The sequence below is a fragment of the Pseudomonas sp. dw_612 genome (assembly GCF_018449725.1).
In the GTDB taxonomy this organism is placed as follows: domain Bacteria; phylum Pseudomonadota; class Gammaproteobacteria; order Pseudomonadales; family Pseudomonadaceae; genus Aquipseudomonas.
The window spans coordinates 264,306-279,358 of record NZ_JAAVVC010000001.1 but is presented as its reverse complement, the minus strand read 5'-3'; the positions used below and the strand labels follow the sequence as shown (position 1 = coordinate 279,358).

13 protein-coding genes and 3 tRNA genes are annotated in these 15,053 nt (G+C 60.8%); 15 read left to right on the top strand and 1 reads right to left on the bottom strand.

Going from position 1 to position 15,053, the window contains the following annotated elements; translation table 11 throughout:
• Positions 1-156: 156 nt before the first annotated feature.
• Complete coding sequence (locus tag HB680_RS01245; RefSeq protein WP_213937100.1) at positions 157-816, bottom strand: M24 family metallopeptidase; 660 nt, start codon at positions 814-816, stop codon at positions 157-159.
• Between the two features lie 176 nt (positions 817-992).
• Between HB680_RS01245 and truA the strand changes: the two genes are divergently transcribed.
• From truA to HB680_RS01170, 15 genes are all read left to right on the top strand, one after another.
• Entirely contained in the window at positions 993-1,817 is an 825-nt protein-coding gene (gene truA / locus HB680_RS01240) for a tRNA pseudouridine(38-40) synthase TruA (RefSeq protein WP_213937099.1), read from the top strand.
• A 63-nt stretch (positions 1,818-1,880) separates the two neighbouring features.
• Positions 1,881-2,510, top strand: coding sequence for a phosphoribosylanthranilate isomerase (locus HB680_RS01235; RefSeq protein WP_213936777.1), 630 nt, complete (start codon positions 1,881-1,883; stop codon positions 2,508-2,510).
• 185 nt (positions 2,511-2,695) lie between these two features.
• Positions 2,696-3,616 (top strand): acetyl-CoA carboxylase, carboxyltransferase subunit beta, encoded by a 921-nt coding sequence (accD, locus tag HB680_RS01230; RefSeq protein ID WP_054052935.1) that lies wholly within the window; start codon positions 2,696-2,698, stop codon positions 3,614-3,616.
• Entirely contained in the window at positions 3,613-4,920 is a 1,308-nt protein-coding gene (gene folC / locus HB680_RS01225) for a bifunctional tetrahydrofolate synthase/dihydrofolate synthase (RefSeq protein WP_213936776.1), read from the top strand. The genes accD and folC overlap by 4 nt, the downstream gene beginning before the upstream one ends.
• Positions 4,904-5,563, top strand: coding sequence for an SPOR domain-containing protein (locus tag HB680_RS01220; RefSeq protein ID WP_213936775.1), 660 nt, complete (start codon positions 4,904-4,906; stop codon positions 5,561-5,563). The genes folC and HB680_RS01220 overlap by 17 nt, the downstream gene beginning before the upstream one ends.
• Before the next feature lie 284 nt (positions 5,564-5,847).
• Positions 5,848-6,408 (top strand): CvpA family protein, encoded by a 561-nt coding sequence (locus HB680_RS01215; protein ID WP_213936774.1) that lies wholly within the window; start codon positions 5,848-5,850, stop codon positions 6,406-6,408.
• A 41-nt stretch (positions 6,409-6,449) separates the two neighbouring features.
• Complete coding sequence (gene purF / locus HB680_RS01210; RefSeq protein WP_123403603.1) at positions 6,450-7,955, top strand: amidophosphoribosyltransferase; 1,506 nt, start codon at positions 6,450-6,452, stop codon at positions 7,953-7,955.
• A 174-nt stretch (positions 7,956-8,129) separates the two neighbouring features.
• Positions 8,130-9,341 carry an O-succinylhomoserine sulfhydrylase gene (locus HB680_RS01205; RefSeq protein WP_213936773.1) on the top strand — a complete coding sequence of 404 codons (1,212 nt, stop codon included), beginning with the start codon at positions 8,130-8,132 and terminating at the stop codon, positions 9,339-9,341.
• On the top strand, positions 9,338-10,111 hold the full coding sequence (locus HB680_RS01200) for an SDR family oxidoreductase (protein ID WP_213936772.1): 774 nt from the start codon (positions 9,338-9,340) through the stop codon (positions 10,109-10,111). The genes HB680_RS01205 and HB680_RS01200 overlap by 4 nt, the downstream gene beginning before the upstream one ends.
• Positions 10,112-10,294: 183 nt before the next feature.
• Positions 10,295-10,370: transfer RNA gene (locus HB680_RS01195), tRNA-Val, on the top strand.
• 55 nt (positions 10,371-10,425) lie between these two features.
• A tRNA-Asp gene (locus HB680_RS01190) sits at positions 10,426-10,502 on the top strand.
• 93 nt (positions 10,503-10,595) lie between these two features.
• A tRNA-Asp gene (locus tag HB680_RS01185) sits at positions 10,596-10,672 on the top strand.
• 381 nt (positions 10,673-11,053) lie between these two features.
• Positions 11,054-11,563 (top strand): sigma-70 family RNA polymerase sigma factor, encoded by a 510-nt coding sequence (locus HB680_RS01180; RefSeq protein WP_213936771.1) that lies wholly within the window; start codon positions 11,054-11,056, stop codon positions 11,561-11,563.
• A complete protein-coding gene (locus HB680_RS01175; RefSeq protein WP_213936770.1) occupies positions 11,560-12,510 on the top strand; it encodes a FecR domain-containing protein in 951 nt (316 codons plus the stop codon). The genes HB680_RS01180 and HB680_RS01175 overlap by 4 nt, the downstream gene beginning before the upstream one ends.
• A 67-nt stretch (positions 12,511-12,577) precedes the next feature.
• The gene (locus tag HB680_RS01170) at positions 12,578-15,001 is read left to right on the top strand and encodes a TonB-dependent receptor (protein WP_213936769.1); all 2,424 of its coding nucleotides are present in this window, start codon (positions 12,578-12,580) and stop codon (positions 14,999-15,001) included.
• Positions 15,002-15,053 lie beyond the last annotated feature (52 nt).

The window sequence follows — 15,053 nt, the reverse complement described above, 5'->3', positions numbered from 1 at the left end:
GCCCATTGAGGCTGCCGTTTTTGTTTCTGTATCACCGCAATACCCCTGTGGGAGCGGGCTTGCTCGCGAATGCGGTGTGCCAGTCAACATCAATGCTGAATGACACACCGCATTCGCGAGCAAGCCCGCTCCCACAAGGGAGATCGGCTGCGCTAATCAGGCCAACAAATCCTCATAAAACGCCCCAAACGGCCGGGTAGGGTGGGCAATCTGGATCTCCAGAATCCACAACCCGACATTCGGGCAGTCCTCGAAGTTGCCCAGGTCCCCCGCCCGATAGATCGCGTGAGGGAAATCACTGACTCGATGACCCTTGATTTCCAGGTTCAGCTTCCAGCCCATGGCCGTGGCCTGCTCATCGGTATAGCGGTACAGCTCCGGACCGGCGACCTGCTTCGTGCGCCAGTAATCGTGAACCTGATCGAACAGGGTCTTCGCCGCCACGGCACAGGCTTTCATCTCGGGATCGTCGCCGACCGTGAAGGTCGCGCCTGAGTCGCCTTCATGACGATCCCAGACCACGCCGAGGTCGATAAAGAAAATATCGTTTTGCGCCAGCACCGGATCGCCATCGGAGCGCTGCTTGAAGGTTTTCAGGGTGTTTTCGCCGAAGCGGATTTTCGAGGGATGCCAGATACGGTCCATGCCCAGTTCGTTCAGCACTTCCAGGCTCATCGCCTGGGCCTCGGATTCCAGCATGCCGGGTTTGATGCGGCGGGCCATTTCGGCGATGGCTTCCCAGGTCTTGCGTTTGGCGTGGAGCATGCCTTCCAGGCTATAAGCCGAGCCTACGGCTTCTTTGAGTGTGGCGGTCATCATCAGGTCTCGGTTTTTGTGTTTTCGTTGTGTAGTTATCTATATAGCGAACTCTGTATCGGCGATGCAATGCCACGCGGCTCTGGCGTCATGGACCTGCGGCCTTATAATGCCCGCCTTTGCGTCGATCAGCAGGCTGTCACCCCTTGGCAAATATAGATAATCCGGCCGCCGAAATGGCGGCCGATGGCTTTTTCCGGATCGCGTTGGGCGTTGAATACAAGGGCTCGCGTTATCGCGGCTGGCAGCGTCAGGCCTCAGGTGTGCTGACCGTGCAGGAAACCCTCGAAAACGCCTTGTCCAAAGTCGCCGATTCACCGGTTTCGCTGCATTGCGCCGGGCGCACCGATGCGGGCGTGCATGCCTGCGGTCAGGTGGTGCATTTCGATACGCAGGTCGAGCGCTCGCTGAAAGCCTGGGTCATGGGCGCCAACATCAATTTGCCCCACGACGTCAGTGTCAGTTGGGCGCAGGTCATGCCGGCGCATTTTCATGCGCGGTTCAAGGCCATCGCCCGGCGTTATCGCTACGTGATCTACAACGATCAGATCCGCCCGGCGCACCTGAACGAAGAAATCACTTGGAACCACCGTCCACTGGACGTCGAGCGCATGGCTGAAGCCGCGCAATATCTGGTCGGCACCCACGACTTCAGCGCCTTCCGCGCCGGTCAGTGCCAGGCCAAGTCGCCGATCAAGGAATTGCATCACCTGCGGGTGACGCGGCACGGCAAGATGATCGTGCTCGACATCCGCGCCAGCGCCTTCCTGCACCACATGGTGCGCAACATCGCCGGGGTGCTGATGACCATCGGCTCCGGGGAGCGCCCGGTGGAGTGGATGAAGGAAGTGCTGGAGAGCCGCATTCGCCGTTCCGGCGGGGTGACGGCGCATCCGTACGGCCTGTATCTGGTGCAGGTGGAATACCGCGACGAGTTCCAGTTGCCCGAGCGTTACATCGGGCCGCACTTCTTGACCGGTTTCGCCGAACTTGACGGCTGACGCCCTCGAACGCATTTGTTACCATCCGGGACTTTCTCGGATTTGCCTTGGGGTTCTATCGACATGTCAGCCGTTCGCAGCAAGATTTGTGGGATTACCCGCATAGAAGATGCGTTGGCGGCAGTCGAGGCCGGGGCCGATGCCATCGGGTTTGTGTTTTACGCCAAAAGCCCACGGGCGGTGACGTTTGCGCAGGCGAGGGCGATCATCAAGGCCTTGCCGCCGTTCGTGACCACCGTGGGTTTGTTCGTCAATGCCAGTCGCTGCGAGTTGGGGGAAATCCTCGACGCGGTGCCGCTGGACTTGCTGCAGTTCCATGGCGACGAAGCCGCCGACGAATGCGAAGGCTGGAATCGCCCGTACATCAAGGCGTTGCGAGTCAAGGCCGGGGATGACATCGCGGCGGCCTGCGATGCGTTTCCAAGCGCCAGCGGTATCCTGCTCGATGCCTATGTCGAAGGCGTGCCGGGCGGAACTGGCGAAGCGTTCGACTGGTCATTGATACCGCAAGGCTTGAGCAAACCGATCATTCTCGCGGGCGGGCTGAATGCCGATAACGTCGCCGAGGCGATTGTCCGGGTTCGGCCGTATGCCGTGGACGTCAGCGGCGGGGTAGAGGCGAGCAAGGGCATCAAGGATCACGCAAAGATCCGGGCATTTATCAAAGCAGTGCGTGATGTGACGGCTGGCTAACTGCCGCCGTCCATAACTTCACTTGCACGAAAGCAGGCACGGCTGAGGGTTTTTGGGGTGTACGCAGGTCAGTTTCACTGACCCGGCAACCCAGCGATCATCGCCACACACATGAATTTAGCTCAAGGGCATACGCGGGGCTGCGAACCAAAGCGTTCGGGCCGCCGGTACTGGAGAAAGAAAGCATGAGCAACTGGTTAGTAGACAAACTGATCCCTTCGATCATGCGTTCCGAGGTCAAGAAGAGCTCGGTGCCTGAAGGTCTTTGGCACAAATGCCCGTCTTGCGAGGCTGTGCTGTATCGTCCGGAGCTGGAAAAGACCCTGGACGTTTGCCCCAAGTGCAACCACCACATGCGTATCGGCGCCCGCGCCCGTATCGACATTTTCCTCGATGCCGAAGGCCGTGCCGAACTGGGCGCTGACCTGGAGCCGGTTGACCGTCTGAAATTCCGCGACGGCAAGAAGTACAAGGACCGCCTGACCGCCGCGCAAAAAGCGACCGGCGAGAAAGACGCCCTGATCTCCATGAGCGGTACCCTGCTGGGCATGCCAGTCGTTGTGTCGGCGTTCGAATTCTCCTTCATGGGCGGTTCGATGGGCGCCATCGTTGGTGAGCGCTTTGTTCGTGCGGCCAACTACGCGCTGGAAAACAAATGCCCGATGATCTGCTTCGCCGCCTCCGGTGGTGCGCGGATGCAGGAAGCCCTGATTTCCCTGATGCAAATGGCCAAGACCTCCGCGGTGCTGGCGCGTCTGCGTGAAGAAGGCATTCCGTTCATCTCCGTGCTGACCGACCCGGTCTACGGCGGCGTTTCCGCCAGTCTGGCGATGCTCGGCGACGTGATCGTCGGCGAGCCGAAAGCCCTGATCGGCTTCGCCGGCCCGCGTGTGATCGAACAAACCGTGCGTGAAAAACTGCCGGAAGGCTTCCAACGCAGCGAGTTCCTGCTGGAACACGGCGCCATCGACATGATCATTCACCGTCAGGAACTGCGTCCGCGCCTGGGCAACCTGCTGGCACAAATGATGGGCCTGCCGACGCCGAAATTCGTCGCCGCACCTATCGAGCCGATCGTGGTTCCACCGGTACCTGCCAACATATGACCCAACGTACCCTTGGCGAGTGGCTCGCCTACCTTGAGCAGTTGCACCCTTCGGCCATCGACATGGGCCTGGAGCGCTCGCAACAGGTAGCGTCCCGCATGGGACTGGGCAAGCCGGCGCCTCGGGTGATCACGGTCACCGGCACCAACGGCAAGGGTTCCACTTGTGCATTCGTGGCTTCGTTGCTGCGGGCACAGGGCCTGAGCGTGGGTGTCTACAGTTCTCCGCACCTGCTGCGTTACAACGAGCGGGTGCAGGTCAACGGCGTCGAAGCTTCCGATGCCGAGTTGTGCGAAGCCTTTGCCGCGGTCGAGGCCGGTCGTGGCGAGACGACCCTGACCTACTTCGAAATGGGCACCCTGGCGGCATTCTGGCTGTTTCAGCAAGCCAGTCTCGATGCCGTGGTGCTGGAAGTCGGCCTGGGCGGGCGCCTCGACACGGTCAACGTGGTGGATGCGGATATTGCGCTGGTCACCAGCATTGGCGTCGATCACGCCGATTACCTGGGCGATACCCGTGAGTCCGTGGCCTTCGAGAAGGCTGGCATCTTCCGCCAGGGCGCGCCTGCGCTGTGTGGCGACCTGAATCCTCCCCAACCTCTGCTGGACAAGGCGCGCGAGCTGGCTTGCCCGTTTTTCCTGCGTGGGCGCGATTTCGACCTCGGCATTACCGATCGCAACTGGCAGTGGCGTGGCCTCGACGCTCAAGGGCGTGTGGTAGAGCTGCATGATCTGCCGTTGCTGGATCTGCCGATGGAAAACGCGGCACTGGCGTTGCAGGCTTATTTGCTGCTTGGTTTGCCGTGGGTCGACGCACAGATTATTGACGCGCTGAAGGCCACGCGGATCGTCGGTCGTCTCGATCGCCGACAGTTCGAGTGGCAGGGCAAGCGGTTGAATGTGTTGCTGGATGTTGGGCATAACCCGCATGCGGCCGAGTATCTGGCCCGGCGCCTGGCCAGTCGTCCACCGCTCGGCAAGCGCCTGGCAGTGTTCGGATTGCTGGCGGACAAGGACCTGGATGGTGTTGTCGGCGAATTGAGTGCTAGTGTCCAGTCATGGGCTGTCGCGCCGCTGGATTCGCCGCGGGCGCGTCCGGTCGCTGATTTACACGCAGCCTTGCAGAACCTTGGCGCGTCGGTAACGTCCTATGGCAGTGTGGCCGCCGCCCTGGAAGGGCAGTGTGCACTGGCGACGAGCGACGACGAGATTCTGTTGTTCGGATCATTTTATTGTGTTGCCGAGGCCCTTGAATGGCTGGCCCGGCGCTCCACGGAGGAAGCGGCAAATGGCTTTGCTGGATAAGGCGTACAAACAGCGCATGGTCGGTGCCCTGGTGCTGATCGCGCTGGCGGTGATTTTCTTGCCGATGCTGTTTTCCCGTCAGGACGAACAGCGTCAGGTGACGGTGCAAGCGCCGTCTGCCCCCCAGGCACCTTCGGTGCCGCAGTTGCAGGTCGAACCGGTGGTGGTGCCTGAACCGCAAGCCTTGCCTCAGGAACCCGTGCCCAGCGACGACGAGATTGCCGATCAGCAAGCACCGTCGACGCCAATTGCCCCGGCCGCACCCGTAGCCTCGGCCCCGGCACCTGCCGCCAAGCCGGTGACGCCGCCTCCTGCGCCTGTCGCCAAACCGGCACCGGCCCAGCCGATTGCTGCCGCACCGGCAAAACCGGACACCACTCAGAGTCGCGTCGATGCCAATGGCCTGTCGGTCAGCTGGTCGGTGCAACTGGCCAGTCTGTCGAGTCGCGCCAGCGCCGAAAGCCTGCAAAAATCCCTGCGCAGCCAGGGCTACAACGCCTATATCCGTACCGCCGATGGCAAGAATCGGGTGTTTGTCGGGCCGTTGATCGAGCGTGCCGAAGCCGATCGCCTGCGGGATTTGTTAGGTCGCCAGCAGAACCTCAAAGGTTTTGTCGTGCGTTTCCAGCCTGAGCGCGGCTAACAGCAGCGCCGCGACTGACGTAGCAGCTGCCGAGCCTGCGAGGCTGCGTCCGGCTGCGAAGCAGTCGTAAACCCTGCGTCCACGGTCTTATTGAACGGTCGCGGCGGCTGAATTCGCGACTGCTGCGCAGTCGAACGCAGGCTTCGCCAGCTGCTACAGGACGTAGCGCAGCTCGATACGGGTTAATACTATCGCCCTGATTTGAAATGCACTGACAATCGCAGCTTACCGATAAGCATGGGCTCTGCTAAAATGCGCCGCCTTATCCGTCTGTAGGCTGCACTGTGCCATTTACCTGGGTTGACTGGGCGATCGTTGCAATCGTCGCCATCTCCGCATTGATCAGTCTGAGCCGCGGCTTCGTCAAAGAAGCACTATCGCTGGTGACCTGGATCATCGCAGGAGTCGTCGCCTGGATGTTCGGTGGTTCACTGTCCGAGTACCTCGCCGGATACATCGAAACGCCTTCGGCCCGTGTGATCACGGGCTGCGCCATCATGTTTGTCGCCACGTTAATCGTAGGCGCAATGATCAATTATCTTATCGGCGAATTGGTTCGCGTCACCGGCCTGTCCGGGACCGATCGATTCCTCGGCATGGCTTTCGGCGCCGCGCGTGGCGTGTTGCTGGTGGTCGTGGCGGTCGGGCTGTTGAGCCTGGGGCCGGTACAGCAGGACAGCTGGTGGAAAGAATCACAGCTCGTGCCAAAATTTTTATTGGTCGCAGACTGGTCCAAAAACCTGATCCTCGGGTGGAGCAGTCAGTGGCTTGCCAGCGGAATCAGCGTACCCGCTGAAATTCCGTTCAAGGAACACCTCTTGCCGACGGCCAAAACGCCTCAGTGAGTTGTGTTCAGTTCAGATCCATTAAGTAGGGGTTGCGTCGCATGTGTGGCATCGTCGGTATCGTCGGTAAGTCGAACGTCAATCAGGCGCTGTATGACGCGCTAACCGTCCTCCAGCACCGCGGCCAGGACGCTGCCGGTATTGTCACCAGCCATGATGGCCGGTTATTCCTGCGCAAGGACAATGGTCTTGTTCGTGACGTGTTCCATCAGCGTCACATGCAGCGCCTGGTCGGTCACATGGGCATTGGCCATGTGCGTTACCCGACCGCGGGCAGCTCGACTTCGGCCGAAGCCCAACCGTTTTACGTCAACTCGCCTTACGGCATCACCCTGGCGCACAACGGTAACCTGACCAACGTTGAACAACTGGCCAAGGAGATTTACGAATCTGACCTGCGCCACGTCAACACCAATTCCGATTCGGAAGTGCTGCTCAACGTGTTCGCGCACGAACTGGCCCAGCGCGGCAAGTTGCAGCCAACCGAAGAAGACGTGTTCGCCGCCGTGACTGACGTGCACAACCGTTGCGTCGGTGGTTACGCCGTCGTGGCGATGGTCACCGGTTACGGCATCGTCGGTTTCCGCGACCCGCACGGTATCCGCCCGATCGTCTTCGGTCAGCGTCACACCGACGAAGGCGTCGAGTACATGATCGCCTCCGAAAGCGTGTCCCTGGACGTGCTCGGTTTCACCCTGATTCGCGACCTGGCACCGGGCGAAGCGGTCTACATCACTGAAGACGGCAAGCTGCACACCCGTCAATGTGCGACCAACCCGTCCCTGACCCCGTGCATCTTCGAACACGTCTACCTGGCGCGTCCGGACTCGATCATCGACGGCGTGTCGGTCTACAAGGCCCGTCTGCGCATGGGCGAGAAGCTCGCCGACAAGATCCTGCGCGAGCGTCCAGAACACGACATCGACGTGGTCATCCCGATCCCGGACACCAGCCGCACCGCGGCCCTGGAGCTGGCGAACCACTTGGGCGTCAAGTTCCGCGAAGGCTTTGTGAAGAACCGCTACATCGGCCGGACCTTCATCATGCCGGGCCAGGCCGCACGGAAAAAATCCGTACGCCAGAAGCTCAACGCCATTGAACTGGAATTCCGCGGCAAGAACGTGATGCTGGTGGACGACTCGATCGTTCGCGGTACCACGTGCAAGCAGATCATCCAGATGGCCCGCGAAGCCGGCGCGAAAAACGTCTACTTCTGCTCCGCTGCCCCGGCCGTTCGCTACCCGAACGTCTACGGCATCGACATGCCGAGCGCTCACGAGCTGATCGCCCACAACCGTTCGACCCAGGACGTGGCGGATCTGATCGGCGCCGACTGGCTGATCTATCAGGACTTGCCTGACTTGATCGAAGCGGTCGGTGGCGGCAAGATCAAGATCGAGAATTTCGATTGCGCGGTGTTTGATGGCAAATACGTCACCGGCGACGTCGACGAGGCTTACCTGAACAAGATCGAGCAGGCACGCAACGATGCCTCCAAGGTCAAGACCCAGGCAGTCAGCGCGATCATTGATCTGTATAACAACTGAGTAACTACCGGCCTGCATCTGTAGGAGCGAGGCTTGCCCGCGAAGGCGGTGTCACAGGCAACAGTGATGTTGAATGTGATGACGCCTTCGCGGGCAAGCCTCGCTCCTACAGTATCGGTGTTCCCCTCCAGGCCGGTTTTGTATCTATTAGAGAACAGGGCAAGGAGTGACAGCATGAGTCAGGATTGGGATGCCGGTCGGCTGGACAGCGACCTCGATGGCGTAGCGTTCGATACCCTGGCCGTACGCGCCGGTCAGCACCGTACGCCGGAAGGCGAACATGGTGATCCGATGTTCTTCACTTCCAGCTACGTCTTTCGTACCGCTGCTGACGCGGCAGCGCGCTTTTCTGGCGAAGTGCCGGGCAACGTTTACTCGCGCTACACCAACCCGACCGTGCGCGCGTTCGAAGAGCGCATTGCCGCGCTGGAAAGCGCCGAGCAAGCGGTGGCCACAGCCACTGGCATGGCCGCGATCATGGCGGTGGTGATGAGCCTGTGCAGCGCCGGCGACCATGTGCTGGTATCGCGTAGCGTGTTCGGTTCGACCATCAGCCTGTTCGAGAAGTACTTCAAGCGCTTTGGCATCGAAGTCGACTACGTGCCGCTGGCGGAGCTGTCCGGCTGGGACGCAGCGATCAAGACCAACACCAAATTACTGTTCGTCGAGTCGCCCTCCAACCCGCTGGCCGAGTTGGTGGACATCGCCGAACTGTCGAAAATCGCTCACGCCAAGGGCGCGATGCTGGTGGTCGACAACTGCTTCTGCACCCCGGCGTTGCAGCAGCCGTTGAAGCTGGGCGCGGACATCGTCGTGCACTCGGCGACCAAGTTCATCGACGGCCAAGGCCGTTGCATGGGCGGCGTCGTGGCTGGCCGCAGTGAGCAGATGAAAGAAGTCGTGGGTTTTCTGCGCACCGCCGGGCCGACCCTCAGTCCGTTCAACGCCTGGATTTTCCTCAAGGGCCTCGAAACCCTGAACCTGCGGATGAAGGCCCATTGTGCCAACGCCCAGCAACTGGCCGAATGGCTGGAGCAGCAGGACGGCATCGAAAAAGTCCATTACGCCGGCCTCAAAAGCCATCCGCAGCACGAACTGGCCCAGCGTCAGCAGAAGGGTTTCGGCGCGGTCGTGAGTTTCGAGGTGAAGGGCGGCAAAGAGGGCGCCTGGCGCTTTATCGATGCGACCCGACTGATTTCCATCACTGCCAACTTGGGCGACACCAAGACCACCATCACCCACCCGAGCACCACCTCCCACGGCCGTCTGGCACCGCAAGAGCGTGAAGCGGCGGGCATCCGTGACAGTCTGATCCGCATCGCGGTCGGCCTGGAAGACGTGGCAGACCTGCAAGTCGATCTGGCGCGCGGGCTGGCTGCCTTGTGATCGAGTTGTCCACACCGAGTACAGGCACCCATGGCCGCGTTGCGCTGGTCACCGGTGCTGCGCGCGGCATCGGCCTGGGTATCGCGGCCTGGCTGATCAGCGAAGGCTGGCAGGTGGTGTTGACGGATCTGGACCGCGTGCGCGGTTCGAAAGTGGCGAAGGTGCTGGGCGACAACGCCTGGTTCATCGCCATGGACGTCTCGAACGAAGGGCAGGTGGCGTTGGGCGTTGCCGAGGTGCTGGGGCAGTTCGGGCGTCTGGATGCGTTGGTGTGCAACGCGGCGGTGGCCGATCCGCACAACATCACCCTGGAAAGTCTCGATCTGGCCTACTGGAACCGCGTATTGGCGGTCAACCTCAGTGGGCCGATGTTGCTGGCCAAGCACTGTGCGCCGTACCTGCGTGCTCACAACGGTGCAATCGTCAACCTGGCCTCGACCCGTGCCGGGCAGTCGGAACCGGACACAGAGGCTTACGCGGCGAGCAAGGGCGGCCTGTTGGCCCTGACTCACGCGTTGGCGATCAGCCTGGGGCCGGAGATCCGTGTAAATGCGGTCAGCCCCGGCTGGATCGACGCACGTGATCCGTCGGCACGGCGCGCCGAACCGCTGACCGAAGCCGACCATGTCCAGCACCCGGCGGGCAGGGTGGGGACGGTCGAGGATGTGGCGGCGATGGTGGCGTGGCTGTTGTCCAGGAATGCTGGTTTTGTCACGGGCCAGGAGTTCGTGGTGGATGGCGGGATGACCAAGAAGATGGTCTACGCGTAGACAGCCGCAAGTTTCAAGCTACAAGCTGCAAGCAAGGGCGAGCCTCTGCGGGGCTTAATACGCAATCCTGCTTTTCCTTGCGGCTTGAAGCTTGGGACTTGAAGCTGTTTTGAAAAAACTTCAATCCTGCTATTGACTTAGGTTCGCTACCTGCGTAAATTTCGCGGCCTCGGAGATGCAAACGGGTGATTAGCTCAGCTGGGAGAGCGTCTGCCTTACAAGCAGAATGTCGGCGGTTCGATCCCGTCATCACCCACCACTTCCGAGAGTCTTGCGAAAGCAAGATGGAAGCTTTTAAAAGCCTCCACCGACGCGCAGCGGTAGTTCAGTCGGTTAGAATACCGGCCTGTCACGCCGGGGGTCGCGGGTTCGAGTCCCGTCCGCTGCGCCATATTTCCGAAGCAGGTTTTGAGCCTGCTTCGAGATTGAAAGCCTCGAAGCTTCCAGTCAGACGAGTTACTTGGACGCAAGTCCAAAGCGATACGCAGCGGTAGTTCAGTCGGTTAGAATACCGGCCTGTCACGCCGGGGGTCGCGGGTTCGAGTCCCGTCCGCTGCGCCATATCTGCTTCAAGGCCCACTGAACGCCTTGGAGCTACGAAGAAAAGCCGCTGGCTTACTTCGAGTCGATAGCAAAGACCCTGGTCGAAAGACCGGGGTTTTTTGTGTCTGCGATTTGGCTTTTCTCTCCTTTTCACTCACCTCAGGGATTCGCATCCGCCGAACAGGCGCGATCGGCAATGAATTCTGACGTTTCGTGATAACTCCCCTCAAACACCCGCAGCCCTGATTAACCGGTGCTTGCGCGCCGAAATCCCTCTCTCGGCATTGATTTATTCAAGTATTTACTGGGTGCAAACCGCACAAAGCGCTTTATTTGAAGTCCCATCACTAATTAGAATGAGTCGCATTTAAAATATTTCTTCGCGCAGGGTTCCATTAGATGAGTGATGCAGCGATGCCGACGGGGCAAACCTTCCACGACCTGTACCGCGACCACCGGGGCTGGCTTGAAAGCTGGTTGAGACGACGCATGAGCAACGGCAACGATGCGGCGGACCTCAGCCAGGACACGTTCGTGCGTTTACTCGCCAGCTCCCAGCACATCGCCGACCTGCAAGAACCCCGCGCCTACCTGGCCACAGTCGGCAAGCGCCTGCTCACCAACTTCTACAAGCGCCGCAGTCTGGAGCAAGCCTACCTCAGTGCATTGGCGCTGCTGCCTGAGGACTGCGTGCCATCTCCCGAGCAGCGCTGGATCCTGCTGGAAACCCTGCAAGCCCTGGACGAATTGCTCGATGGCTTGCCGAGCCCGGTGCGACGGGCATTTCTCTGGAGTCAGCTCGAAGGCCTTGGCTATCAAGAGATCGCCGAGCGTCTGCAAGTTTCGGAACGCACGATCAAGCGCTACATGGCCCAGGCCTACGAACATTGCCTGCTGGTGGAGCTGTGATCGGTTCAGCACCTTCGGCTGAAGCCCGCCAGGTCGTGCGGGCCGCCGCGCAGTGGCTGGCGCTGATGGAATCCGGCTCCGCCAATGAGCGCGATCGCGCCGAGTTGCAGAGTTGGCGTGATAGCCATTCCAGTCACGAGCAGGCCTGGCAAAAGGCGCAACTTTTGCGCCAACGCTTTGCCGACCTGCCACCCGCCCTGGCGATGGCCAGCCTGGACCGTCCGCAAGCCAGTCGACGCACCGTCCTCAAACGCGCTGTCGGCGCGGTGGCGCTGGTGCCGACAGCTTGGCTGATCAGTCGACAGTTGCCGCTGGATGTCTGGAGCGCCGACCTGCGGACCGCGACCGGGGAGGGCAAGAAAGTCCAGTTGAGCGATGGCAGCACGCTGCAATTGAACACCGCGAGTGCCGTCGATATCGATATGAAGAATCGGCTTCTGAAACTCGTGGAAGGTGAAATCGCGCTGAATGTGCCCGGGTCTTCGCCGCTGACAATCCAGACGCACTTCGGGCAAGTGATCGTCAGTCAAAGTGAAGTGTGCGTGCGCCAGGGGCAGACGGGGTGCAAGGTGTCCGTGCTTAAAGGCGCGGTGCAGTTGCAGCCTCTGCGCGGGCCAGTCTTTTCGTTGCGCGGTGGCCAGCAAGTCAACCTTCAGGCGATAGGTGCTGGCGCTGTGGAGCCATTCGACGTGCTTGCCCCGGGCTGGCGCGACGGGGTGCTGATGGCGCAGAACCAACCCTTGGGGGATTTTCTGCGCGAACTCAGCACCTATCGTCCAGGCATATTGCGCTGGGAGCCGGAACTTGAATCCCTGCGCGTCACCGGCAGTTTTCGCCTGGAAGACACTGATCGCATCCTTGCGTTGCTAGCGGCCAGCCTGCCGCTGGAGGTGCATTCGCGTACGCGTTATTGGGTAACGCTACTGCCGCGCAAAAATATTGTTTGAGGCGTGTCCCCTTTTTTCGTGTCGCTTGTCATTCAAGGCAAGTGAAACGAAATCAGAGAGATTCTCAATGCCCGCAGTGATGCCTTGCAGTACGCGTCTGACTCCTTCCAGGCTGCGCCCGTTGTTGCACTTGAGTCTGTTGTTGAGCCTGAGTGCCTGTCCGTTGTTCATCACTGCCGGTTGGGCCGACGACGCGTCTCGACGCAGTTATCAGGTACCGGCTGGCAGCCTCAGCGCCGCGCTGACCCGGTTCGCCGGGTTGGCCGGGGTCAATCTGTCAGTGGACCCGGCGCTCGTCAGCGGTCGTAACAGCCCTGGTCTTTCCGGTGAGTTCGCGGTCGAAGAGGGCTTCGCCCGGTTGCTGCAGGGTTCCGGTCTGCAACTGCAGCCGGTCGGCGAGCAAGCGTACATCCTGACCCCGGCGCCAGAAGGCGGCAGCCTGCAACTGGCGCCGACTTCGATTCTCGGCGCCACCGGCGGGTCGGACGCCGAGGTGTATGCCGGTGGTCAGGTCGCGCGCAAAGGCTCACAAGGCTTGCTGGGCTCGAAAGATTTCATGGAAACGCCGTTCAGCATGACCACCTACACCGCTGAGGCGGTCAAGAACCAGCAGGCGCGAACCTTGGGCGACCTGGTGGCCAGCGACCCGTCGGTTCGCGCCACCAACCCGGCGGGCGGACGTTATGAGCAGTTCACCATTCGCGGGCTCAGCCTGTTCAACAGCGATGTTTCCTACAACGGCCTCTACGGCATCCTGCCGACGTATACGATCGACATGGAGATGGCCGACCGGGTCGACATCATTAAAGGCCCGAGCCAGCTCATCAACGGCATCTCACCGCGGGGCAGCGTCGGTGGCGGGATCAACGTGGTGCCCAAGCGCGCTACCGACAAGCCGATCACCTCGTTCACCACCAATTACGCCTCCAATAACCAGATCGGCGGCGCCGTGGATATCGGTCGGCGCTTTGGTGAGGACGACAAGTTCGGGATTCGTTTTAACGGCGTGAAGCAGTCCGGCGACACCGAATGGGATCACCAGAGTGTCGACCGCGACATGTTCGTGTTGGGCCTGGATTTTCGCGGTGAACGTCTGCGGCTCTCGACGGACGTCGGGCACACCGAGCGTGATACCGACGCCCCGCAGGAGCGTGTGATCGTCGGCGCCAACGCGCAGGTTCCCCACGCCAGCGATGTACGCCGCAACTATGCGCAGCCCTGGAGCAAGGCGCGGACCAAAGACACCTTCGGTACGGTGAGCGGCGAATTCGATGTCAGCGATTCCGTGATGCTCTACGGCGGCGTCGGCGCGCGCAAAAGCAATCATGACTTCCTCCGGCATGCCGTTTCCATCACCAACAACGCCGGTGATTTCAGCGTTCAACCGCGCGACTTCACCCGTGATGAAAATGTCCGGACGGCCAATTTCGGTGTGCGCAACTGGTTCCACACCGGTTCCGTCAGCCATGAAATCAACCTGGCGGCCAGCTACTTCTACATGGACTTCGAAAACGGCGGCGCCCGTTATGCCTCCGCCCCCAGCAACCTCTACGACCCGGTGGAAACCCCGACGCCGAACAATCCCACGCGGCAGGACTCGAAGGTCTACACCGAGAACCGCTCCACCGGCGTGGCGTTGTCCGACACCCTGGGCTTCTTTGATGATCGCGTGCTGCTGACCCTTGGCGCCCGCTGGCAGCGCGTGAAGGTTGACGACTGGACCGATAACGTCAGAGGCGACACCGCCTACGACGAGGAAAAAGTTTCGCCATCGGGCGGCATCCTGTTCAAGGCCACCGATAAGCTGTCGCTGTATGCCAACTACATGGAAGGCTTGAGCCAGGGCAAGATCGCACCGTCGACCTCGGTCAACGAAGACGAAATCTTTCCGCCGTTCATCAGCCGTTCGGTCGAGGTTGGCGCCAAGTACGACGCGGGTCCGTTCGCCGTAACCGCCGCCGTGTTCCGCATCAAGCAACCGGCCTACGAGACCAACGCCAACACGCGGGTCTTCGGCCCGAACGGCAAGCGCGAAAACACCGGTGTGGAAGTGAGCATGTTCGGCGAGCCGCTCAATGGCTTCCGCCTGCTCGGTGGCGTCATGTACATCGACAGCGAGTTGAAGAAGACCACCGACGGCCTCTTCGATGGCAATCGCGCGCCTGCGACGCCGAAATACAACGTCAACGTGGGCGCCGAGTATGACGTGCGGTCTGTGGAAGGCCTGACCCTGACCAGCCGCGCCATCTATTCCAGCTCGCAGTACCTGGACCAGTCCAACGTCAAGGAAATCGACGCCTGGACGCGCATGGATGTCGGCGCCCGCTACGCGTTCAAGGTCGATGAAAAGAACATCACCTTGCGGGCCAATGTCGAGAACGTGGCGGACAAGCGCTTCTGGAGTTCGGCAGGCGCCTCGGATGACAGCGAGCCTGGCTTGACGCTGTCGACCCCTCGAACCTACCTCTTGTCGGCAACCGTCGACTTCTAAATCGATGCAACCGTGCGCTGCGCCACAGGGAAGGGCGCCGTCGGTTGTTTAA